This is a genomic window from Polynucleobacter sp. 78F-HAINBA, from assembly GCF_018882325.1.
GTDB lineage: Bacteria > Pseudomonadota > Gammaproteobacteria > Burkholderiales > Burkholderiaceae > Polynucleobacter.
On sequence record NZ_JACVOQ010000004.1, the window covers coordinates 146,392 to 170,517 of the forward strand.

At 45.6% G+C, this 24,126-nt stretch carries 18 protein-coding genes, 3 tRNA genes and 2 rRNA genes; 12 read left to right on the forward strand and 11 right to left on the reverse strand.

All coding sequences use genetic code 11. The features are described from left to right. Positions 1-60 precede the first annotated feature (60 nt). The 4 genes from ICN11_RS05900 to ICN11_RS05915 all read right to left on the reverse strand — a co-directional run bounded on the left by ICN11_RS05900 (position 61) and on the right by ICN11_RS05915 (position 4,975). Positions 61-2,934 (reverse strand): 23S ribosomal RNA (locus tag ICN11_RS05900). Between the two features lie 267 nt (positions 2,935-3,201). Beyond that, positions 3,202-3,277 (reverse strand) — tRNA-Ala (locus tag ICN11_RS05905). A 30-nt stretch (positions 3,278-3,307) separates the two neighbouring features. Beyond that, positions 3,308-3,384, reverse strand: a tRNA-Ile gene (locus tag ICN11_RS05910). 58 nt (positions 3,385-3,442) lie between these two features. After that, positions 3,443-4,975, reverse strand: a 16S ribosomal RNA gene (locus ICN11_RS05915). The 16S and 23S rRNA genes sit together here with 2 tRNA genes alongside, the layout of an rRNA operon. Positions 4,976-5,469: 494 nt before the next feature. On the opposite strand from ICN11_RS05915, the gene ICN11_RS05920 reads away from it, so the two are divergent. Beyond that, positions 5,470-6,129, forward strand: a complete 660-nt coding sequence (locus tag ICN11_RS05920; protein WP_216229555.1) for a GNAT family N-acetyltransferase — start codon at positions 5,470-5,472, stop codon at positions 6,127-6,129. Here the strand turns inward: ICN11_RS05920 and ICN11_RS05925 are convergent. From ICN11_RS05925 to ICN11_RS05935, 3 genes are read right to left on the reverse strand one after another with little or no spacing between them, the layout of a single operon-like run. After that, positions 6,126-6,479: a c-type cytochrome gene (locus ICN11_RS05925; protein ID WP_255539898.1), complete on the reverse strand. Its 354-nt coding sequence runs from the start codon at positions 6,477-6,479 to the stop codon at positions 6,126-6,128. The genes ICN11_RS05920 and ICN11_RS05925 overlap by 4 nt on opposite strands. A 23-nt stretch (positions 6,480-6,502) precedes the next feature. Next, a complete protein-coding gene (locus ICN11_RS05930; protein ID WP_216229556.1) occupies positions 6,503-7,150 on the reverse strand; it encodes a BON domain-containing protein in 648 nt (215 codons plus the stop codon). Positions 7,151-7,177: 27 nt separating this feature from the next. Further along, positions 7,178-7,780 carry a phosphoheptose isomerase gene (locus tag ICN11_RS05935; protein ID WP_216229557.1) on the reverse strand — a complete coding sequence of 201 codons (603 nt, stop codon included), beginning with the start codon at positions 7,778-7,780 and terminating at the stop codon, positions 7,178-7,180. A gap of 107 nt (positions 7,781-7,887) precedes the next feature. Between ICN11_RS05935 and rsmI the strand changes: the two genes are divergently transcribed. Continuing rightward, complete coding sequence (gene rsmI / locus ICN11_RS05940; RefSeq protein WP_216229558.1) at positions 7,888-8,793, forward strand: 16S rRNA (cytidine(1402)-2'-O)-methyltransferase; 906 nt, start codon at positions 7,888-7,890, stop codon at positions 8,791-8,793. Between the two features lie 43 nt (positions 8,794-8,836). Here the strand turns inward: rsmI and ICN11_RS05945 are convergent, their stop codons facing one another. Then, positions 8,837-9,337, reverse strand: a complete 501-nt coding sequence (locus tag ICN11_RS05945; protein ID WP_216229559.1) for a cytochrome c5 family protein — start codon at positions 9,335-9,337, stop codon at positions 8,837-8,839. Positions 9,338-9,443: 106 nt separating this feature from the next. On the opposite strand from ICN11_RS05945, the gene ICN11_RS05950 reads away from it, so the two are divergent. Beyond that, positions 9,444-9,519, forward strand: a tRNA-Arg gene (locus ICN11_RS05950). Positions 9,520-9,658: 139 nt separating this feature from the next. On the opposite strand, the gene ICN11_RS05955 is transcribed toward ICN11_RS05950, so the two are convergent. Next, the gene (locus ICN11_RS05955) at positions 9,659-9,892 is read right to left on the reverse strand and encodes a helix-turn-helix transcriptional regulator (RefSeq protein ID WP_255539899.1); all 234 of its coding nucleotides are present in this window, start codon (positions 9,890-9,892) and stop codon (positions 9,659-9,661) included. 156 nt (positions 9,893-10,048) lie between these two features. Between ICN11_RS05955 and ICN11_RS05960 the strand changes: the two genes are divergently transcribed. The 7 genes from ICN11_RS05960 to ICN11_RS05990 all read left to right on the forward strand — a co-directional run bounded on the left by ICN11_RS05960 (position 10,049) and on the right by ICN11_RS05990 (position 19,844). Next, complete coding sequence (locus tag ICN11_RS05960; RefSeq protein ID WP_071538486.1) at positions 10,049-10,282, forward strand: hypothetical protein; 234 nt, start codon at positions 10,049-10,051, stop codon at positions 10,280-10,282. Further along, positions 10,275-11,834, forward strand: a complete 1,560-nt coding sequence (locus tag ICN11_RS05965; protein WP_216229560.1) for an Arm DNA-binding domain-containing protein — start codon at positions 10,275-10,277, stop codon at positions 11,832-11,834. Before ICN11_RS05960 ends, ICN11_RS05965 begins: the two co-directional genes overlap by 8 nt. After that, positions 11,831-12,886, forward strand: coding sequence for an HD domain-containing protein (locus ICN11_RS05970; protein ID WP_216229561.1), 1,056 nt, complete (start codon positions 11,831-11,833; stop codon positions 12,884-12,886). The genes ICN11_RS05965 and ICN11_RS05970 overlap by 4 nt, the downstream gene beginning before the upstream one ends. Positions 12,887-13,012: 126 nt before the next feature. Beyond that, positions 13,013-14,782 carry a class I SAM-dependent DNA methyltransferase gene (locus ICN11_RS05975; protein ID WP_255539900.1) on the forward strand — a complete coding sequence of 590 codons (1,770 nt, stop codon included), beginning with the start codon at positions 13,013-13,015 and terminating at the stop codon, positions 14,780-14,782. A gap of 167 nt (positions 14,783-14,949) precedes the next feature. Then, a complete protein-coding gene (locus ICN11_RS05980) occupies positions 14,950-16,107 on the forward strand; it encodes a restriction endonuclease subunit S (protein ID WP_216229562.1) in 1,158 nt (385 codons plus the stop codon). Positions 16,108-16,113: 6 nt separating this feature from the next. Further along, positions 16,114-19,071 (forward strand): type I restriction endonuclease subunit R, encoded by a 2,958-nt coding sequence (locus ICN11_RS05985; protein WP_216229563.1) that lies wholly within the window; start codon positions 16,114-16,116, stop codon positions 19,069-19,071. Positions 19,072-19,079: 8 nt separating this feature from the next. After that, on the forward strand, positions 19,080-19,844 hold the full coding sequence (locus ICN11_RS05990) for a hypothetical protein (RefSeq protein WP_216229564.1): 765 nt from the start codon (positions 19,080-19,082) through the stop codon (positions 19,842-19,844). Positions 19,845-19,865: 21 nt separating this feature from the next. On the opposite strand, the gene ICN11_RS05995 is transcribed toward ICN11_RS05990, so the two are convergent. Continuing rightward, entirely contained in the window at positions 19,866-20,732 is an 867-nt protein-coding gene (locus tag ICN11_RS05995; RefSeq protein ID WP_216229565.1) for a hypothetical protein, read from the reverse strand. Positions 20,733-20,797: 65 nt separating this feature from the next. Continuing rightward, positions 20,798-21,532 carry a hypothetical protein gene (locus ICN11_RS06000; protein ID WP_216229566.1) on the reverse strand — a complete coding sequence of 245 codons (735 nt, stop codon included), beginning with the start codon at positions 21,530-21,532 and terminating at the stop codon, positions 20,798-20,800. Positions 21,533-21,667: 135 nt separating this feature from the next. On the opposite strand from ICN11_RS06000, the gene ICN11_RS06005 reads away from it, so the two are divergent. Then, positions 21,668-23,080 (forward strand): hypothetical protein, encoded by a 1,413-nt coding sequence (locus ICN11_RS06005; RefSeq protein ID WP_216229567.1) that lies wholly within the window; start codon positions 21,668-21,670, stop codon positions 23,078-23,080. A 29-nt stretch (positions 23,081-23,109) separates the two neighbouring features. After that, positions 23,110-24,114, forward strand: coding sequence for a YafY family protein (locus ICN11_RS06010; RefSeq protein ID WP_216229568.1), 1,005 nt, complete (start codon positions 23,110-23,112; stop codon positions 24,112-24,114). Positions 24,115-24,126 lie beyond the last annotated feature (12 nt).

The window sequence follows — 24,126 nt, forward strand, 5'->3', positions numbered from 1 at the left end:
GCATGTAATTAAGGATGCAGATTAAATCTGGCAAACATCCAACACAATAGTGCTGGTTATAGGATCAAGCCTAACGGGCAATTAGTATCAGTTAGCTTAACGCATTACTGCGCTTCCACACCTGACCTATCAACGTTGTGGTCTTCAACGACCCTTTATGTAGGTTAAACCTACGGGAGATCTCATCTTCAGGCAAGTTTCCCGCTTAGATGCTTTCAGCGGTTATCTCTTCCGTACATAGCTACCCTGCGATGCTTCTGGCGAAACAACAGGTACACCAGCGGTACGTCCACTCCGGTCCTCTCGTACTAGGAGCAGCCCCCGTCAAATCTCCAACGCCCATGGCAGATAGGGACCAAACTGTCTCACGACGTTTTAAACCCAGCTCACGTACCTCTTTAAATGGCGAACAGCCATACCCTTGGGACCGGCTACAGCCCCAGGATGAGATGAGCCGACATCGAGGTGCCAAACACCGCCGTCGATATGAACTCTTGGGCGGTATCAGCCTGTTATCCCCAGAGTACCTTTTATCCGTTGAGCGATGGCCCTTCCATACAGAACCACCGGATCACTATGACCTGCTTTCGCACCTGCTCGACTTGTCGGTCTCGCAGTTAAGCACGCTTTTGCCATTGCACTTTAGGTACGATGTCCGACCGTACCAAGCGTACCTTCGTACTCCTCCGTTACACTTTGGGAGGAGACCGCCCCAGTCAAACTGCCTACCATGCACTGTTCCCGACCCAGATAATGGGCCAAGGTTAGAACCTCAAACAAACCAGGGTGGTATTTCAAGGTTGGCTCCAGCGGAACTAGCATCCCGCTTTCAACGCCTCCCACCTATCCTACACAGACCGGTTCAAAGTCCAATGCAAAGCTACAGTAAAGGTTCATGGGGTCTTTCCGTCTAGCCACGGGTAGATTGCATCATCACAAACATTTCAACTTCGCTGAGTCTCAGGAGGAGACAGTGTGGCCATCGTTACGCCATTCGTGCAGGTCGGAACTTACCCGACAAGGAATTTCGCTACCTTAGGACCGTTATAGTTACGGCCGCCGTTTACTGGGACTTCAATCAAGAGCTTGCACCCCATCATTTAATCTTCCAGCACCGGGCAGGCGTCACACCCTATACGTCCACTTTCGTGTTTGCAGAGTGCTGTGTTTTTATTAAACAGTCGCAGCCACCTTTTTATTGCAACCCTTTCGTCCTCCCCTTGTACAGGGTCAAACTACCAGGGCGTACCTTATCCCGAAGTTACGGTACAAATTTGCCGAGTTCCTTCTCCTGAGTTCTCTCAAGCGCCTTAGAATACTCATCTCGCCCACCTGTGTCGGTTTGCGGTACGGTCTTGTTAGACTGAAGCTTAGAGGCTTTTCTTGGAACCACTTCCAATTGCTTCGCGAATAAATTCGCTCGTCTCACGCCCTTGAATTACGCTACCGGATTTACCTAATAGCCATCTCCAACGCAAGAACCGGGACTTCCAACACCCGGACAACTTTCCGCGATCCGTCCCCCCATCGCATCTAACAATGGTCAAGGAATATTAACCTTGTTCCCATCAGCTACGCATCTCTGCCTCGCCTTAGGGGCCGACTCACCCTGTTCCGATGAACGTTGAACAGGAAACCTTGGGCTTACGGCGAGGGGGCTTTTCACCCCCTTTATCGCTACTCATGTCAGCATTCGCACTTCTGATACCTCCAGCATCCTTTACAAGACACCTTCACAGGCTTACAGAACGCTCTCCTACCATCACATTACTGTGATCCGCAGCTTCGGTTATATGCTTAGCCCCGTTACATCTTCCGCGCAGGACGACTCGATCAGTGAGCTATTACGCTTTCTTTAAAGGATGGCTGCTTCTAAGCCAACCTCCTGACTGTTTTAGCCTTCCCACTTCGTTTCCCACTTAGCATATATTAGGGACCTTAGCTGGCGGTCTGGGTTGTTTCCCTCTTGACACCGGACGTTAGCACCCGATGTCTGTCTCCCGTGCTTGCACTTGTAGGTATTCGGAGTTTGCTATGGCGCAGTAATCCGCAATGGACCCCACTACCATGACAGTGCTCTACCCCCTACAGTGATACACGAGGCACTACCTAAATAGTTTTCGGAGAGAACCAGCTATTTCCAGTTTTGTTTAGCCTTTCACCCCTATCCACAGCTCATCCCCTAACTTTTCAACGTTAGTGGGTTCGGTCCTCCAGTACGTGTTACCGCACCTTCAACCTGGCCATGGATAGATCAACTGGTTTCGGGTCTACACCCAGCAACTAGCGCCCTATTCGGACTCGCTTTCGCTACGCCTTCCCTATTCGGTTAAGCTTGCTACTGAATGTAAGTCGCTGACCCATTATACAAAAGGTACGCAGTCACCCCTTACGAGGCTCCTACTGTTTGTATGCACACAATTTCAGGATCTATTTCACTCCCCTCCCGGGGTTCTTTTCGCCTTTCCCTCACGGTACTTGTTCACTATCGGTCGATTACGAGTATTTAGCCTTGGAGGATGGTCCCCCCATATTCAGACAGGATTTCACGTGTCCCGCCCTACTTGTCTCTAGCCTAGTACCACCCAATAATTTTCACATACGGGACTATCACCCTTTATTGTCGGACTTTCCATTCCGTTCTGTTAATTACTGAGATATCACTAGAAGGCTGTTCCCATTTCGCTCGCCACTACTCTGGGAATCTCGGTTGATGTCTTTTCCTCTTGCTACTTAGATGTTTCAGTTCACAAGGTTCGCTTCTCATACCCTATGTATTCAGGTATGGATACCACAAAAGTGGTGGGTTTCCCCATTCAGAAATCCCCGGATCAAAGCTTATTTACCAGCTCCCCGGGGCTTATCGCAGGTTATAACGTCTTTCGTCGCCTGTAATCGCCAAGGCATCCATCATGTGCACTTATTCACTTGATCCTATAACGAGCACCATTGCTAGTACCTGTTACAGGTTTACTTCTACTTCTGACATGTTTGCCGTAATCCAAACTGTAAGTACTTTGTTAAGAACTTGGTAAAACTCGTTTGTATTACTGATTGATGATTCAATCTTTACCCTTATTACATTGTCAAATGTCCTCTCAAAGAAACATTTGACACTTTGCTTACTCAAATTTTTAAAGAACAGCCATAAATGGCAAAACTAAACGATTAAATATTCGCTTAGTTTTGACATTTAGATGATGGTGGAGGATGACGGGATCGAACCGACGACCCCCTGCTTGCAAAGCAGGTGCTCTCCCAGCTGAGCTAATCCCCCAACGTCCCACTAAGTCTTGTTTCTGGCTGGTGGTGGGTCTGGTAGGACTTGAACCTACGACCCCTGCGTTATCAACACAGTGCTCTAACCAGCTGAGCTACAGACCCGTGGCTTTTATTGTCAACCGATAAGTGTGGGCACTATAGCTCCAGCATCTTTCTCTAGAAAGGAGGTGATCCAGCCGCACCTTCCGATACGGCTACCTTGTTACGACTTTACCCCAGTCATGAACCCTGCCGTGGCAGTCGCCCTCCTTGCGGTTAGGCTAACGGCTTCTGGCAAAACCCACTCCCATGGTATGACGGGCGGTGTGTACAAGACCCGGGAACGTATTCACCGCGACATTCTGATCCGCGATTACTAGCGATTCCAGCTTCACGTAGTCGAGTTGCAGACTACGATCCGGACTACGATGCATTTTCTGAGATTAGCTCCCCCTCGCGGGTTGGCAACCCTCTGTATGCACCATTGTATGACGTGTGAAGCCCTACCCATAAGGGCCATGAGGACTTGACGTCATCCCCACCTTCCTCCGGTTTGTCACCGGCAGTCTCTTTAGAGTGCTCTTGCGTAGCAACTAAAGACAAGGGTTGCGCTCGTTGCGGGACTTAACCCAACATCTCACGACACGAGCTGACGACAGCCATGCAGCACCTGTGTTCACTTTCCCTTACGGGCACCTAATGTATCTCTACTTCGTTAGTGACATGTCAAGGGTAGGTAAGGTTTTTCGCGTTGCATCGAATTAATCCACATCATCCACCGCTTGTGCGGGTCCCCGTCAATTCCTTTGAGTTTTAATCTTGCGACCGTACTCCCCAGGCGGCTGACTTCACGCGTTAGCTACGTTACTCAGGATGTAAATCCCGAACAACTAGTCAGCATCGTTTAGGGCGTGGACTACCAGGGTATCTAATCCTGTTTGCTCCCCACGCTTTCGTGCATGAGCGTCAGTGTTATCCCAGGGGGCTGCCTTCGCCATTGGTATTCCTCCACATATCTACGCATTTCACTGCTACACGTGGAATTCTACCCCCCTCTGACACACTCTAGCTATACAGTCACAGGCGCCATTCCCAGGTTAAGCCCGGGGATTTCACGCCTGTCTTGTATAACCGCCTGCGCACGCTTTACGCCCAGTAATTCCGATTAACGCTCGCACCCTACGTATTACCGCGGCTGCTGGCACGTAGTTAGCCGGTGCTTATTCTTCAGGTACCGTCATTCCCGGACTGTGTTAGAGCCGGTGTTTCTTCCCTGACAAAAGAGCTTTACAACCCGAAGGCCTTCTTCACTCACGCGGCATTGCTGGATCAGGGTTTCCCCCATTGTCCAAAATTCCCCACTGCTGCCTCCCGTAGGAGTCTGGGCCGTGTCTCAGTCCCAGTGTGGCTGATCGTCCTCTCAGACCAGCTACTGATCGTCGCCTTGGTGGGCTTTTACCCCACCAACAAGCTAATCAGGCATCGGCCGCTCTAATCGCGCGAGGTCTTTCGATCCCCCGCTTTCCCCCTCAGGGCGTATGCGGTATTAGCACAGCTTTCGCTGCGTTATCCCCCACGATAAGGTACGTTCCGATGTATTACTCACCCGTTCGCCACTCGCCACCAGGTGCAAGCACCCGTGCTGCCGTTCGACTTGCATGTGTAAGGCATGCCGCCAGCGTTCAATCTGAGCCAGGATCAAACTCTTCAGTTCAATTCCTGTGATCCTTGCGGATCGTCGCACTCATTCAAGAAATTGACTTGGTAATAAAACCAAATCTTTTTACTGTCTATGAGTACTATTTATTTACATCTGTCCCGAAGGACTTGATGCTTTCACTTAGTACCCACAATTATCGGTTGACTAATTTTTAAAGAGGGCTGACTTGTTTCGTATTTCTTAAAAACATTCAGCAGAGAGATGAGACTTTATCCTACTCATTTGGGTCTGTCAACACCTTTCGCAGTCTTTTTCTCTAAAAAAGCGAAGTTTTTTCTTACACTCGAAATAAACCCTTTAAAAACAAGAAGATGTAGTTTAAAAATATTTTTAACTTTTTTTCAAATTCTAGGGGTTTTTATGGATAAGTCAGAGATTTAGATGAAACAATCACCTTTTTAAGCACCCATGTGTTGCTTTTCTTCCGCTCTAGTTATAAACCTAGGGAAAACCCTGAACATTCTTCTAATTTCTGCTAGTATATTGCTATGCACAATAAATTAGCGAACAGTCACTTACCTAGCAAGCCATATATGGCCAGCTTGTCTGTCCCTGTACGTGAATTACATGCCGGCCATAGGGATGAGATCCTGAGCCACCTTTTGCTCTTAAATGAAGAGGATCGTCGTCTGCGTTTTGGTACACAAACACCAGATGAGGTCATTCATCACTATGTAGAAGGCCTAGATTTCAACAGAGATAAGGTTTTTGGCAGCTTTGATTCCCAACTAAAGCTTATTGGTATGGCGCATTTGGCATATTTACCAAAAACTAAAGGCCAGCCACAGGCTGCTGAGTTTGGGGTCTCTGTGCTTCCTAATGGTCGCGGGCAGGGCATTGGGACGGCTCTTTTAGCGCGCGCTTCAGTGCACTCACGCAATACTCGCATTGAAACCCTATTTGTTCATTGCTTGGCAAACAATAGAGCCATGATGCATCTGGCTCAAAAGGCTGGCATGCGAGTTGAATACGCTTATGGTGATGCTGATGCCTACTTAAAGTTACCCCCAGCAAACCCTGCCACGATCGTGGAGGAGGCGGCTAATGAACAATGGGCTGACTTTGACTATGCGCTTAAAGAAAACTTTAAGCGCTCTAGTGATGCGTGGTCATGGTTGCTTGGAAAACGAGTTGTTCGTCCAACTTAATTTGCACTGGGCGCTCCGCGCAAAATCCAAGCTGTAAGCAAAGACACATCAGCGTCGCTTAACTTCGCACTTGCTGGCATTGGCACAACTCCCCAAGATCCAGAGCCACCTTTTATGATTTTATTTTTTAGAAATGCGCTTGCAGCAGGATCCGTTGCATATTTTTTTGCGATAGCTTGAAAGCTAGGCCCCACAACTTTCTTATCAACAGCATGGCACCCCAGGCAAGCGTTTTGTTTTGCAAGTGTCGCGGCCTTTGCATCATCGTTAGATGCTCGTGCGCTAAATGAGGAGAGCGCGAGGAGGGTGGTGAGCAAAAGAAATTTCATGCGCTGCATAATTAAATTCATTGCCCGCCTCCCATCAAATAAATTTACTGCTTAGGCATTGTGTTGGGCTGTGATTCGTCTGCCTTACCCTGCTTTTCCAAACGTGCTTTTTCTGCATCAGAAATAATATCGAAGTAGACATAAACATCCTTTACTCCGTCAACATTGCTCGCAACCTTCTTAGCAATCGCAGCTTCATTCTGAGTCAAAATTCCCATCAAATAAACACTGCTACCTTCGGCAACAATCGCCATCGAATTCGATGGCAACTTGTCCGTGAAAATCATTTGTGTTTTGATTTTAGATTCAAGATAAGAATCATTGGCGCGAGCAGTGTAAGTGCTGTTTGGCCCAACAACTAATTCATTAAATACCGTGCGTGCGTTTTTCATCGCCTTTACATAGGCACCAGCCTGGCCTTTAATGTCCGCATCCTTCGCTTCACCAGTTAACAGTACCTTCTGATTAAATGATGTCACGTTGATGTGCGCATCATCGCCGTAGCGCTTAGACAAGGCATTTCCAGCCTCCAATTCAATACCTTTGTCGATTGCCTGCACAGCTGGCGTGCGGCGATCTGCCATAACGCTTGCGCCCGCAACAACACCACCAACAGCTAATACTCCGCATCCAGATAAGAATGATGAAATCAAAAACACAGCAAATAGTTTGATGGTGAGTGTATTTCGCATATACGAACTTTCTAATTGGTGAATTGATTAATCAAGCAAGAGATGATCTACGCCATCACATAGGGCGTGGAGCAAAACTAAATGCGTTTCTTGAATGCGCGCAGTGCGAGTGGAGGGTGCGCACAGATGAATATCATCCGCATCTAGAAGGCTTGCAATTTTTCCGCCACCATTACCAGTCAGGGCAATAATTTTGATCCCCAGTTTTTTCGCAGCTTCAATTGCCTTCACCACATTTTTTGAATTTCCTGAAGTGGAGATGCCAATCAAGATGTCACCTTTTTTTCCAAGGCCACGCACTTGTTTGCTAAAGATCTCGTCATAGCTGTAGTCATTTCCTACGGCGGTCAGGATTGAGGTGTCCGTTGTTAATGCAATTGCAGCCAACTCCTGGCGCTCTCTTTCAAAGCGGCCAATGAGCTCGGCAGCAAAATGTTGTGCATCAGCAGCTGACCCACCATTGCCGCAGGCCATCGCTTTTCCGCCAGCACGTAAACAGTCTGTCATGGCAACTATGCCGCGAGCCACTTGCTCAGGAAGTATTTTTTCAGCCTCTTGCTTTACTGCAATGCTGTCTAAGAAATGTTGGGATGCGCGAGCGCGCAAACGTTCGAGGGTATCTTTATCCATCGCATTATTATGCGCCAAACTCCAGGCAGAATGTCTATGCCGCCCATGAATTCAAAAGGGACGTATTCTCTTGCTTATTAACATCTCTTTCGCAAAAGATTGCTCCCATGGAATTAAGCTCCTTTGACTTTTTGAAACAGCAGGACCTGCCTACTGGGGCCCTATATATGGTTGCCACCCCAATTGGCAATATGGGAGACATTACCTTGCGTGCGCTACATGTCCTTAACAGCGTAGATGGGATAGCCTGTGAAGACACTAGACACAGTGCGCTCCTGCTTCAACACTTTGGCATTCATAAAAAGTGTGTTGCCTTACATGAGCACAACGAAATTGCGGGCGCACAAAACATCATTCAGCATCTCTCCCAAAACGAACGCTGGGCTTATATCTCAGATGCAGGCACTCCAGGCGTTTCTGATCCGGGCGCACGACTAGTCAATGCCGTTCAAAAAGCAGGCTTTCGTATTATTCCCATTCCTGGTGCTAGCGCAGTGTCATCTGCCATTTCTGCCAGTGGCTCAGTCATGTTGCCATCAGAAGGGCGCTTTCAGTTTCTTGGCTTTTGGCCGAATAAGGCTAAAGAACGCTCTTCACTAATACAAGATATTCGAAGTAATTCAAAAACGAGCATCTTCTTTGAATCGCCCCATCAGATACGTGAAACGCTCGCAATACTTAACAAGGAATTAGAGCCCGAGCGACAAGTCCTAGTTGGCAGGGAGCTCACTAAAAAATTTGAGCAGCTGGTAACACTGACAGCGGCTAGTATTCCAGAGTGGCTTGAGAAAGCGGAAAGCCTCAAAGGTGAATTTATTATTTTGGTAGCCGGTCGCCAAGCTAATTCTGACGAGGCTCCAGAGCATGCAACACTATTGCTGTGGGCTAATGCATTGAGCCCTTATTTAGGCAGTAAAGAAATTGCTGCCGTGCTTGCTCAAGCGCTTGGTCTCAGCAAAAAAGAAGCTTACCAAGTAGCGCTAGATGCAAAAGGGCAAAACGAGGGGCAATAAAAAAGCTGGCATATAGCCAGCTTTTTAGGATGCGCTATAAAAATTATTTAGCAGCAGGAGCGTCTGGAGCTTTTGGCTCTGCCAATTTACCGCCAGCAGAGTTTGCCAAATATACAACTGCACGACCCAACTCGTAATCGCTGATGTCTGCTGGGTTTGCACCGCCACGCGCAGGCATCGCGCCCTTGCCTTTGAGTACTGAGGTCAATAAGCCATCGTAGCCTTTTCCAAGTCGAGCACTCCAAGCGGCAGTATCACCAAACTTCGGCGCGCCTGCTGCACCACTTGCATGGCATGAAGAGCAAACTGTTTTATACACCTGCTCGCCAGTCTGGAGTTGACGTGGCGCACTGGCATCTTTGAAATTCAATTGCGCAACTGGCTTAATGAGCTCCTCAGCAGATGCTGCTGCATCTGAACGCTTGCCATTATTTACAAACACCATTAACAACAAAATAATAATCAAGGGCACAAAAAAGCTGAGAAACACCATGATGATGAGTTGTTTGGGGGACTTAATTAGGCTGCCGTGCGCTTCGCTCATAGGACTTTTATCGTTTGACGGGTTTAAGGGTTACTTTGCCGTGATTATAACGAGACCGCGGGGGATATAGGCACTTACAATAGCGTAGTTAGCGAATTTCCTACTGGCGCCCGTAGCTCAGTGGATAGAGTATTGGCCTCCGAAGCCAAGGGTCGCAGGTTCGATTCCTGCCGGGCGCACCATAAAGCCATAGCGATAAGCCTTGATTCTATTGAGGTTAATGGGATTTGATGCCTTTTCACTCATCTTTTCTTTTGTCTGTGTGACAAATCTGTGCCCAACTCTGTGACAGATAATTTGGCACAGAATCGCTGTTGAGTGCTAGCCTAGTTCAGTCTCTGTGTCATTTTTAGTCCCTGGCTTCTGGGGTTCTAGCAAATCAGTGATCTTGCAACCAAAATACTCACACAAGATATCGAGCACCTCTAGCTCAATTCGCTCCACCTTCTCGTAATACATGCGCGTAAGCGTGCCCCGGTTCACACCAGTATCTCTCACTACATCCGAGATCTTCTTCTTGTGCTCTCCAAGCATCCGAGCCAGATAAATGCGCAAAATAATCTCCTAAAGGTCATTATGTAGCTTAAATGATACAAAAATACTTGCAATAGATCATAATAGGTATATAATGATCTACAGAAGATCACTTTTAGTCTTCATGACTACAAAATGATCATTTTATTGTAATGATTTTAAAGGAGTTTTACCGCCATGAACAATACCTACCTAACAACCGAAGAGCTATCGGCTCGCATCAAATATGACCCCCGCACGATTCGGGATCAACTCAAGGATTCTGTCTTATTAGAGGGTCGCCACTATTTCCGCCCATTTGGGGGTCGCAAGATTCTCTACATCTGGGAGAACGTGGAGCAAGACATGTTTAAAGCCATGGCTGCAATCTCGGCGATTCCAATGACTCAAGGAGATGCCCTTTATGCCTAATATCCGCGTAAGAAAAGAAACGGGGTTGCTGTACTTTGACTTTCAATACCTCAAGGTACGGTGCCGCGAGCAGTCTCTATTAGAGGACTCCAAGCCCAATCGCAAAAAGATGCAAAAGGTCTTAGATGAAATCCTAGGCAAGATTAAAAGCCATACCTTTTCCTATAGAGACTACTTTCCAAGCAGCAAACAGTTGCTGGCTATTGAATTACTTGAAAACGGATCGCCTCCAGAACCAATGCCAGTAGGGATCGACCCATATTTTAAGACTCAACCAGCCCCCATTTCAGCCCTCCCTGCGCAAGTTCAGGCTAACGGTCCTTTATTTTCCGACTTTGCCAATCAGTGGTATTCAGAGATGGAAGTAGGGTGGAAGCGTTCGCATAGAACGACTACCCGCGGTGTTCTAGATAGCTCCCTGATTCCTCAATTTGGCCCTAGACCCGTAAACGAGATCAAAAAGGGCGACATTCTGGCTTTTCGCTCCTCTTTAGCAAAGTTACCCGGAATTAAGAATAAGGAAAGCCTTTCCGCTTCACGTATTAACCACATCATGACCCCGCTGCGGATGATATTGACAGAGGCTGCCAACCGCTATGAATTTGCCCCGGCCTTTATCAATATCAAACCCCTAAGAGTAGGCAAGACCGATGTTCAGCCATTCACGATGCAAGAAGTCCAAGACATTCTTCGCACGGTTCGAGCTGACTTTCGCAATTACTACATTGTTCGCTTTTTTACGGGAACCCGTACTGGTGAGATCGACGGCCTGAAATGGCAGTACGTTGATTTTGAACGTCGCACGATTTCCATCAAAGAGACGATTGTGAATGACTATGAGGAAACTCCCAAAACGGGAGAATCCGAGCGTGACATCCAAATGTCTCAGATGGTCTTTGATGCACTCTTGGCTCAACATAAAGTAACCGGGCAGGGCGTCTATGTTTTTGCCACTAGCGCGGGAACACCCATTTCTCATCGCAATATTTCTAAGCGAGTTTGGTATCCACTCTTAAGATTGTTGGGCATGAAAAAGCGAGTGCCATATCAAACTCGCCATACCTATGCCACCCTCATGTTGGCTTCTGGCGAGGCACCCGAATGGATCGCCCGTCAGATGGGACACACCACTACCGAGATGCTCTTTCGGGTGTATTCCCGATTCATTCCGAACTTGACCCGTCAGGACGGAAGCGCCTTTGAACGACTCATGGCAGCGCAGATGCAAGACCAGCCACACCCCATTATTGACCCCCAATTAGTTAATGAAGTAAGCGCCCACTCAGGTATAAATCCCATCAGCATTGGAGTGAATCATTTACCGAAAACTCAGAGTCGAGCAACTAAAGAAATTGAACAAGCGCCAGAATTACCTGAGCCCGAAACCCCAAAGCCTCCAGATGCACTGCCCAATACTCGAATCAATCCAAGTGCCGATGCTGCGCTGATCGCCAATCCTTGGCTAGAAATTGCCAAACATTCTGGTCTTTCTATGCCTCCTAAAGCCGCCCCAATCCCACCCTCAGATCATCCAGCGGGAGACCTTTTATGAAACTGCCAAGCCTACCCAAACAACCCAAAAACCCCCATCGGCCGGATGATGTTTTGCCATCGCCGATACCAACCCCCCTACAAACCTTTGATGTTCAGGATCTTCAAAATCAGATTACGTTTACGGATGCCTCACTTTTGCCAAGGGTCATGCGGATCGTCAAAATCACCATCGCGCCCAATAGCGCCACTAATGAATATCGTCACCAAGCAGTGCTTTATGCGCAAGGAGTGCACATTGCAGTCGAGTGGTTTGCCCGGCAAAGATACGATCAGCTCACCTGCAATGGTTTAGTCACCATTGCTTATAAGGGAATTAAGCCCATCTCGATTGATGGCCACCTGCAAATCATTCGGCTGTGCCGCCTAGATCGCCCTGATATGAGCTACAACCTTTTTGAAACTGCCCCTCCTGATTGGTTTATCAATAAAGACATTCTGACTAGAGCAATACAAGCCTGGGAGCAACTGGACGATAAAAACCAGCATTTACTCAACGCCATTTGCTTTGAAGGGGACTTTTTTAAGCGCTTTTGTACTGGGCCAAGCTCAGCAGGTCACCATCACAACTATCTCAATGGCAATTTGGAGCACACCTTAGAGGTGGCCGATTTCATTACAAACGGCATTCAGCAGTACAAAACTGCCAATTTACAGCTCGCCCTGATCTATGGATGGCTGCATGACATTGGCAAAGCAGATGAATATCAGCCCTGCAAGACTGGTGACCGCGAATTTAAGTTAACGCCTTCTGCCTATCTACACGGCCATAAGCTCAATGGACTGCACCTTGTTGTGAAGGCTCAGGCCAGATATGTTCCCCTGTACCCGGAAAAAACTTTTGATCATTTGCGGCACCTATTAGAGCCTCACCCCAACTCAACGACCCCAGATACGAGAAAACCGCAGATGCTAGAGCACTTAATCGTTCAGCAAGCAGATGCCGCCTCAGCAGCATCCAATGTTTATGTAGCTGCCCATCGCCCTGGGAGCTCATTTGGGATTGCGCCTGAGTCCGGCAACGGGAAAGGAGTGAACTTTCGGTATGAATAATCCATATATGTAACAAAAATAGAGGCTCAAATATCATTTTTGTAATACCGTCATTTATCATGATTTTTATAACTTACAGGCGCAAAGCGCCCATTAGCAACAGCATTGCAAATATCAGGAGTCTCTTTGAGCGACGCATCGACAATTTCAGCGAAAGTATCAGAACTCAGTAATAGCGCATGGTCAGTCGCCGACACGCTCTGGACAGCCTTTAGCAAAAGCGACTGCGGGAAAATCATTCTTCCCTTTATGGTACTGCGTCGCCTGGACTGCCTTTTAGAAGACTCAAAAGCTAAGGTATTGAAGGCATCTCAAGGTATTAACCCCGAAGCCTCTCCTGAAATGCGGGATAAATTACTCTTCAAAGCAACCGGCTTAGGGCTCAAGATCTACAACATTGCTCCCTTTACTCTCGAGCAAGTCAAAAACCAAGATCCAGCGCAACTCTTTGAAAACCTGGTTGATTACATCAATGGGTTTCCTCCGTTTTTACAAGACGTCTTTAACGCGCGCTTTGATCTCCCGGCCAAACTCAAAAAGATGGCCGATAAAGACAAGCTTTACACGGTCTTTGAAAAGATTTGCAGTATGGACTTGCACCCGGACAAGATCAGCAATCTTGAAATGGGCTATTTATATGAAGACCTGATCCGCAAATTTAGCGAGGCCGCTAATGAGGATGCTGGTGATCACTACACGCCACGAGAGGTAGTTACTCTAATCGCCAAGCTCTTGCTAAATAATGATCGCGAAGCCATCCAAGGCGAAGGTGTGATTCGCACCTTTTATGATGGCACTTGCGGTACAGGTGGCATGCTGTCGGTCGCTGAGATTGAAGCTAAGAAACTAAACCCCTCCATGATTGTTGAGCTCTACGGCCAGCAATTAACCGATGATGGTTATGCAGTTTGCGTCACGGATATGCTGATGAAGGGGCAAGACCCCTTACGCATTAAGTTGGGTGACACACTCAAGAATGACCAGCACGCTGATAAGAAATTTCACTTTTGCATGGCCAACCCTCCATATGGAACCGAATGGAAAGATGCCAAAGAGATTATTGAGGCTGAGGCAAAAAAAGGGTTTGATGGGCGTTTTGGTGCTGGATTACCCAGAATCTCAGACGGACAGCTTCTATTTGTTCAGCACTTTATTAGCAAGCTGCGCGATGACGCCATTGGTGGTCGAGCCGGGATTGTTTTAAATGGATCCCCGCTATTCACTGGTGGCGCTGGCTCTGGTGAGTCTGAAATCCGCAAATGGATTATCGAAAATGATTATCTCGAGGGCATCATTGGACTTCCAACCGATATGTTCTACAACACCGGCATCAGTACCTATATTTGGATTTTGAATAATCGCAAACATCAAGAGCGCAAAGGCAAGGTGCGCCTATTGGATGCCAGCGGCCCTGAATTCTGGGAGCAAATGCGTAAATCGATGGGATCCAAGCGCAAGCAGCTAAGCTCACAAACCGTCGATCGAATTGTTGAACTGTTTTATTCGAATAAGCCGTCCAAGTTCGTAAAGGATTTTGATGATGCTGATTTTGGATATTCCACAATTACCGTGGAGCGCCCATTGCGCGATGAAAAGGGTGAGATTGTTATTTCCACAAAAGGCAAAACCAAAGGGAAGCCTCAGGCCGATAGCAATTTAAGAGATACAGAAAACGTACCTCTTAAGGAGAATATCCAAGAGTATTTTGAGCGAGAGGTTAAGCCTCATGCATCTGATGCATGGATTGATGAGGAAAAAACCAAGGTTGGCTATGAAATTCCATTTACTCGTCATTTTTATGAATATAAAGCCCCAAGATCTTTGGCTGAAATTGATGCAGATCTGAAGAAGGTGACGGCTGAAATTCAGGCATTATTGAGTGAGGTAGCGGGGTGAGCTCTCGTTCTGCTTGGCAGCCATCAAAGCAGTCAATAAATATATCTTACCTTGGTAGCGTTCCTCCTGGGTGGACTATTGGGAGGCTTAAATACTCACTCTCAATCAACCCCTCTCATAAGGAGTGTGGGGCCGTTCCGTCAGGAACTAAGGTTCCTTTTTTTGCCATGGAATCCATTGGTGATGACGGGGCTTTAAAGATTGAAGCAGAAAAATCATTTGAAGAGGCCTCCAAAGCGTATACCTACTTTAAAAATGATGACGTGATAATCGCTAAAGTTACCCCATGCTTTGAAAATGGTAAGGGTGCATTGGTGAAGGGTCTAGAAGGCGGGTATGGGTTTGGTACTACAGAGTTAGTTGTGCTCCGGGCCTCTGAAAAGTTAAATGCTAAATTTTTGTATTACATCTCGTTATCAAATGAGGTGCGGCATGGCGGCACCGCATTTATGACTGGAGCTGGTGGCTTAAAGCGTGTTCCAGATGATTTCTATCTGAATCTAGTTTGGCCTTTGCCATCGATCTCTGAGCAAATTAAAATTGTTGGTTTTCTCAATAATGAAATAGAAAAGATTGATGCATTAATTGAAAGACAAGAACGCCTAGTTGAACTTCTTAATGAAAAGCGTCTAGAGGTAATAAGACATGCGATTACGAAAGGGATTGATCCGGATGTTCGTCTCAAAGAGTCTCGCATCCAATGGATTGGAAAAGTCCCCGAAGGTTGGGCAGTTAAGCAATTAAAGTGGATAACCCCGATTAAGCGAGGAGCCTCCCCGAGACCCATCGATGACCCAATTTATTTTGATGATGAAAATGGGGAATATGCCTGGGTCCGAATATCCGATGTTACTTCTTCAAATATATATCTTGAACAAACCGAACAAAAACTTTCAGCATTGGGGGCGTCCTTAAGCGTGAAATTGGAGCCCGGAAAATTATTTCTCAGCATTGCAGGTAGTGTTGGGAAGCCTTGCATTGCAAAAATTAAAGCATGCATCCATGATGGATTTGTTTATTTCCCTAAATTTAATGGAAATAATATGTGGCTGTATTACATGTTTGAAACAAAGTTACCATTTGGGGGGCTTGGAAAAATGGGGACCCAGTTGAATCTCAATACCGACACAATTGGTTCTATTTATGTACCAATGCCGCCCGAGAACGAGATAGAAAAAATCATTTCGCATATTGAAGAGAAGTTCGCTAAATTTAATATGCTGATTTCTAAATCAAATAAGTCAATTGAGCTTTTGAAAGAGCACCGCTCAAGCCTTATCTCCGCCGCCGTAACCGGGAAAATAGATGTAAGAGAAGTCGCGTAAATAACTATGACAACCAACTCAATCTCCAAAGCAAAACTCCATACCGAAGAAGCCTTCGAGCAACACTTTGTTTCTCAGTTGGTTGGGCGGCAATCCTATCTTGAGCGCCAGGATTCAAATTACGACAAAGATTTAGCGCTCGATAAAGATTTGCTAATTGAATTCATTAAAAAGACTCAGCCAGAAACCTGGCATGTCCTTGAAGGCAAGCTTGGAAGCAAGGCCGCAGAAATGCTCTGCAAAGAGATTGATCGAGTTCTTAAGAAGAAAGATATCTTATCCGTTCTGAAAGAGGGTGTGCAATTTACTTGGTCACCAAGTATCAAGCTTTGCTACTTTGAGCCTGCCAGCAATATTAATCCCAATCTGGAAAAACTCTTCCAAGCAAATACGTTGAGCGCAATTCGTCAGGTTCACTATTCCACCCGAAATAACAACTCTATTGATGTTGTCCTGTTTCTCAATGGCATCCCAGTTGTCACCCTTGAACTTAAAAATGCTCTGACGGGACAAACTATTGCCAATGCAATGAACCAGTACAAATATGACCGTAAGCCTGCTGGAGAGACCTTACTTGCCCCAGGTCGAGTTTTAGTTCATTTAGCCGTGGATACGGATGAAGCTGCAATGACCACCAAACTGAATAATGGCAAGACTGAGTTTTTGCCGTTAAACAGAGGCAATGTGGGTCGCTCTGGAAACTGCGCGATCCCCGATGAATTTAAAACGGCTTATCTCTATCAAACAGTTGATGGCCAGCCAGCCATTTTGTCAAAAGAAGTGCTTCTAGATATTATTGGCAATTTCTCACAAAAAGATGGCGACAGAATCATCTTTCCGCGGTTTCATCAGATCGATGCGGTTCGCAAACTCTTGGCTGACTCTAAATCGAAAAAATCAGGGCAGAAGTATCTCATCCAACATTCCCCCGGATCAGGCAAGACCTGGACTATTTCTTGGGTGGCTGCTGGGCTAGCCAAGCTGCATGATTCAGAAGATAAGAATGTCTTTGACTCAATCATCATCATTTCGGATCGCACTGTCTTGGATGGCCAACTCCAAAAGGCAGTTCGTAAGTTAGGCATTAGTACCAACTACATTGAAACGGTCGATAAAGGTTCTAAGCAATTACGTCTTGCCCTCGAAAACGGCAAGAAGATTATTGTGACTACGATTCAAAAGTTCACGACCGAGACCATTTCAGAAATGAACTCAATGAATGGCAAGCGCTTTGCCGTCATCATTGATGAGGCCCATTCTTCCCAATCCGGCAAAGCAGCCCAAGGCGTGCAAGATGCATTGTCTGATACCTCTGAAATTGAAATCATTGCCGATGAGATTGCTAAATCCCAAGCATCCAAGCAAAAGAGCGACAACATTAGTTATTTGGCTTTTACGGCCACTCCAAAAAATGTGACCTTAGAGGTGTTTGGCACCCGAGAAACGCAAGACGCTATTCCCAGGCCGTTTCATGAGTATTCCATGCGCCAAGCAGTCGAAGAGGGTTTCATTTTGGATGTTCTTCAAAATTACACGACCTACTCAAGCTATTACGAACTCGAAAAGGTGATTGAGGATGATCCTCGCTTTAAGGGCTCCAAGGCAGCCAAAAAAGTTGCTAGATACGTTGCGTTATCCACGGTAGCCCAAAAAGCAGCTGTGATTGTTGAGCACTTTAATAAACATGTCAAAAATGAATTGGATGGCCAAGCCAAAGCAATGATTGTGTGTCAAAGCCGTGAACACGCTTTTAGACATTATGAAGCAATTAAAGGCTATATCAAAGATTGCGGCTACAAAGGCCTTGATGCGTTGATCGCCTTTTCTGGCGAACTCATTGTTGATAGTCAAGAATATACAGAAGTTGGTCTGAATGGCTTTGCCGAAAGCAAGCTGCCGGAAATGTTTGATACAGAGAAGTATCAAGTATTGATTGTTGCCAATAAATATCAGACCGGCTTTGACCAGCCTAAGATTTGCGCCATGTACATTGACCGCAAACTTGATGGGCTGCAATGCGTTCAGACCTTAACAAGGGCCAATAGAATCTATCCTGGTAAATCGGCAGATAGCATTTATATCCTTGATTTTGCTAATGACATTGAAGATATCCGGGAGGCATTCAAAAAGTATTTTGATGTCACTGAATTAGAAAGCCTGACCAATCCTGAGCAAATTTATGAGCTGAAATCGCTCATAATGGATTCTGGCTTTGTGGATCAAAACTCTATTGATAATTTTGCGCAGATCTTCTTCCAAGGCGAGATAAACACTTCTGATAGAGCAAAGCTCGAAGGCATTATTAATAATGCGGTCAATAGCTACAACACTGCTGACAAGGGCTCTCAAGACGAGTTCAGGCAGGCGGTAAAAAGTTTCGTACGGTTTTATAGCTTCATTATTCAGGTCTATCCTGTCTCAGATGTCAGTCTGGAGTCTTTATATTGGTACGCCTCTTGGTTATCAAGAAAGTTAAAAAATACAGCCACCGGCGGAGGCCCTGAATTAACCAATGAAATGATTCGGCTGAGCAAGCTTCGGATCGAAGAGAAAGAAAAAGGGTCCGCTACTCCTGAGGTTGGCGATACGGTCCCGCTTGATGGCATCACCGCCTTTGGTGTGAATGCCAAACCATCCGAAGACGAAGAGAAAGAGCTTTCCCAAATCATTAAAGATTTCAATGATCGTCACGGCACTGAATTTACTGAGGATGATTTGATCCGCATTGGCATGCAAGCAGAGAAAGTTGCCAATGAAATGAGCGCAGTGATTAAAAATAACCCCGTGGATGTCAGCCTTGAAACCTTTGCCGATAAGTTGTTCGATAAGATGGCCGAGGTTCGTGAATCTGAAAAAGATCTCGATAACATCATGACATCGGACCAAGATTCATGGATGAAGCTGGCCTCTTTGATGTTAAGGCATAACAAGCGACGTCTTGATGGCGCAACTCAAGTCTTATAGAGGGCTAATTGGAAAATCCACAACTTAAAAATTTATTAGACCTATTTTATAACTCTATAAAGCTATTAATTCCAACCGTAATAGGCATAAGTCTAGTTTATGAGTCTATGTATTTTTTGGGCCTTGGCACCAGTATTGCTAAAACACCATTAGGAGTTAATGACTATTTGAAAAGCTGGGTTGAGTGGTCAGTCCCCATTTTCTTTTTATGTATTGGGTTTTTTGCCGCCCCCACAAAACATAGAATGCTAATAAGTAAATCTATGGATAGTAGGCGATATCAATGGGAGTATATGCGATCGCTCTCCCTGGTGGTCGGTATAGCATTTATAGCTATCTATATGCTATTTGGTGAATGGTATTTGCTTTTTGCAATGATGGGATGCTCATCGCTATCCATCTATATTTTTTTATCTTATGTGATAAAGAGAAATGGATCTACAAATATGCTTTGGTTCGCTATTCTTGTGCTTCCAATTATGGTTATTTCAATTGGGTTTACGGGCTATGCACAGGGCAAGCTGGTGCTTCAGGAGATCTCACCCGCCAATTCAATATCCATAAACCTTGATGGGCAAGAGCAATCGGTGATTCGCATATTTGACCAATGGACTCTTATAAAAATATCAAAAGGTCATTTGGGATGGGTGCGGCATGATTCAGATAGGCTAATAGAGTTTCATGTAAATTCTGAGCCATTTAATGGCTATGCACCCCAAGCATCCATCTATATGAGTTTTGACAGAAATAAGCTCAATGCACATGACAAATAGAATGACCCACATAATCTAATATTAGCGTGAGTGCATCATCACATCATCAATAACGTCACCATCTGCAATACTAAATAAAATCATCTCTACCTTAGTGACGCCAAAATCATCATCAGCTCCAAATAATTTGATTGCAATCTCCTGAAGTAGGTTGCAGTAGCTTTGGTATGCATAATCCTGGGCAATATAAACGACCTTTCCCAGAGAGGTGACCATTGAGGACTTCATTGATTTATCGCTACTCATTCTCTTCTCAAGCTCTTCTTTAAAGGCTTGAATAATTTTGGGGCGGCCATGAACTCTTAGATAAAGGTCCTGCTCGTAGGAGAAAAAATTAATCAAAGAATTTCGACCGCTTGAAGGTGGGAAAAATTTCCCAGCGTGGCCAGACTCCAATAAAAACCAATTAAGACTATAAATGACTCTTACATCATAAATTGCTCTCGTTTTTGGGAACCGAAATGCGATTACTTTTGACCAACTAGAAATTCTCTCAAAAGTAAATTTTTCTAGACTCTCAGCATGGGCTTTAATTGCATTGAGTACACCGTCAGTCAAAACATCATCTTTCCCCGTCTTAATGCCGCCCCAATCCTTGACTATCCACCGATACATAACTTGACTTATAACAGGATCGCTATCACTTAGTTGCCCTTCAATCCACCTCCTTAAGGCAATCGTCTTGCCGTAGGAATTAGTTACATCTAAGGATAAATGCTGCTTGAGAAATTCCTCGAATTCTTGCTTTAATATTTCTGGAAGTGCCGGGAGATTCCATTTATATAATTTTGATAAAGCTTCTGGACTTGAATATTTCTCAACTCTTTTCGAAACATTTTGAATTATTGGATTAGAAAATATTTGCAACTTTTTATTTTGTACTATCAATTTAATCGCCTTAAAAATTTAAATGAAATTTTTCCTTGGGGAAACAATACAGCCTAGAATAAATCTTAAATACGTATGGCCTCAATACAGTAAAAATCCCCAGAAATCGGCTGCCTCTCAAAATTGATAGTCTTTTCTATATTTGAACTTAAAGCACTGATGAATGCTTCACTCGGTCGTTGCATCAGCCTATAGATAAATAGTTCATGACCTTGATGGTTGGCCAGTTCTAGTGCTGCCCCATAAGTAGGCTCAACTGATAAGTCTAACGAGAGGCTGCCATTATGTTTTTTAAGAGCCCTCCCCATGGCCAATGAAATAGTCTCCAAAGACAGATGAAGATGTCCATTAGTCTGCGCTAATGCCTCTACAGTCTCCCCTGATAAGTTTTGCACGGCGCCTAGATCTAGATTGGCTCCTGATGCACTGAGAATTTGGGCGTTTCCCCTGTCTAGGTAATATAACTTTTCAAAAATGAAAAATGGTGAATCAACCCATTTTGCAATGGCTCGCGCTAGAGTGGGCGTTAATTCCGTAAGACCCAAGATAACAAAGCCATAAGGTTTTTCAGAGAGACACTCAAATGCTGCAGGATCCGCATCTGAATAAGAGCTTAAATCTAGTATCGAAACGACTTGCGGCTGCGCCGGAGCTGGGCGTCTTGATATTTCGATGGCACTAATTAAGTCAAGATAAGTCTTGTTGGGTGCTATGGGCGCCGCATTCAACATGCCATCAAATGGCAAAACCAACCCAATCATGGTTGACTGCTTAAGAAAATCTCGACGATTAAAGTTCATCTGCTGATTATTCTCATGACTGCGACAGAATAAGTCGCATGATAAGCCTTGCAATACTGCATTGACATCGCAAGGTGCGACCTAATTTGTCGTACATTCATCCTAGACTGATGCTTTAGGAGGCGAACAGCATTTATGGAACAACATCTTGAATCAATCACTGAAACGCAAATATCAACTGAGCCAACGCTAAAGGCGCGTTATGCAGTGCTAAACAACTGGGTCGAGGATTTGAAAAAGGTGGCTCAAAACCCTGGCGATCAAAAAATTAGCTTATTAACTGGTAGGGCAGCAATGATCGAGTGTCCCGACATTGCTGCTTGTCGACAAGTGCTTCCAAAAATAGCGCAGATGGCCAATATGCAATATATGACTCTGACGCCAGATGAAACTCTATCGTGGCTAAGCGGTGAACAGGATGGTCTTGATCCAATGAAAAGCAACCCCTCGGGCACACCGACGCTGGCATGCCTACCAATGGAGTGTTTTATCAAGGCTGATGAAAAGAGCGACAAAAATCAATTTGGCTGGGATGTACCAAGCTGGCTTAACTTATCCAAATTACTTCGCGCAGCCAATATAGATGCGCCCCTCATCATCGTAGTAATAGGCAAGCGATTCCTTGATCTCTCTGAAGAGTTGCGCTCGGCGTATGGGTTTGATCGCCACTTTTCTATTCCTAAAGCAAGCCCTCTAGAGCATTATGAAGATTTTCTTGAAGAGGTTGATCTAGATTGGTTCGATAAATCAATCACTGAGTTCCGGGGAAAAGTGGGAACCTTACTCTCAGCTGCCTTTCCAGATAAACGGCGTTTAGGTTTGTTATCGATGGGGATAAAGCGCCTTGCAATGCGTGAAGACAGGGTCATCTCTTATAAAGATCTCGTCACATTCTCAGCAAGGGGTACGGGAGATATAGTACCGTGGCCACACTTAAATGAAAAGAACCTCTATCGCACCGCAGTTCACGAAGCGGGGCATACATTAATTGCCATGCTCGATTCAAATGGCGCCAATGTCCCAGATTACGTAAGCATCTCGCCTGGAAAGGGATTTCTTGGGGTAACGATTGAATCCTATGGGTATCTGCATCAGGAGTTGGGATGTGATGCCTATCAAAACGGCAGACATTCAGTGAGAGTTGCCTTAGGCGGTAGAGCTGCTGAAGAGTTGGTCTTGGGTGTGGAGCAAATTGGCACTAGTGGACTGCGCTCGGACTTAGAAGAAATCAGCGGAAATGTCCGAGGCTTCTTTGCTGTTCATGGTATTTGCGTAGATATAGAAGAAGCGCAACATACCGGCGTCAATCTTGCTGCGGTAGTAAATGGTGAGAGCGCTTCGGAGGCTGCCCATATTGAGCCTTTAATGCGAGCATATATCGAGCGCCAATACAGAAATACTCTAGATCAAATGCGTGCAAATCAAACTTTATTGGATGCTATTATTAAATTACTAATGAAAAATAGAGATATCTATCAAGACGATTTGCTATCAATACTGGCAGATCATCGTAGCGCATCAATTAATCCAGCTGCATTAGCCGCCTAAAAATTTTCTTTACATGAGCTCTCTAGCGAATGCCCTCAAATAAAACCAGAAATTCCTTGGCTCGCCAATGGGAGCTCCTCAAGCTTTTGCCAACACGCACTGAAGGCAAAACTGCCAAGCAATTGGCCGAAGGTTTAATTGAAGCGGGCTATGAGATTAGTAAGCGTCAGGTAGAGCGTGATTTGCTAGATCTTCAAGAATTCTTTGGGCTGGAATGCGATGATGATCAGATGCCCTATAAATGGCGTTGGTCATTTGATAGGCCGGCGGATCTACCCGCCATTACTTTGGCCGAGGCATTGTCTTTAGTGGTTGTCGAAGACACCCTCAAGCCATTGCTGCCACTATCGGTTCAAAGAGCACTTCAAGCGAAGTTCTCCCAGGCAAGATCGCAACTTGCGATGATGTCCAAGAAATCGTCTACAGCTAGGTGGGCTGGCAAGGTCAAAACTGTGCCAACGACTTTGCCATTGCTACCCCCATTCATTTCTGAAGAGATATTAGAGGTTATTCAAAATGCTTTGCTGCTAGATGAGCAGATTGAGGCAACCTATCAAGGCATGAGCGATAAGGTGATTGAATTACGCCTGCATCCCCTTGCCATGGTGACTCGTGGCTCCGTTGTGTACTTGGTGGCAACCGCAAAAGAATTTTCAGATGTGCGCCTCTATGCCCTGCATCGATTTAAAGCTGCGACGCGCACTTTCGAAAAGCTGAAGCCCCTAAAAGGCTTTAGTTTAGATAAATATATTGCTGATGGCGCGCTGCAGTTTGGCGAAGGTGGCGAAATTGAATTAACGGCCATCCTCTCCGATGAGTTGGCGCGTTTACTATCTGAGACCCCAATTTCCGGAGATCAACTCCTAAAAGTAAAAGCTAGGCAGTGGCACTTAAAAGCTTCCGTCCTGGATAGCTGGCAACTGCGATGGTGGATTTTGTCGCACGGCCCAGGCATTCAAGTCATAAAGCCAGCTCCATTAGCAAAAGAAATTGAAAAGACATTAAAAGCGGCAGTAGCTCAGTATTCCAAATAATTTACCGGTGCG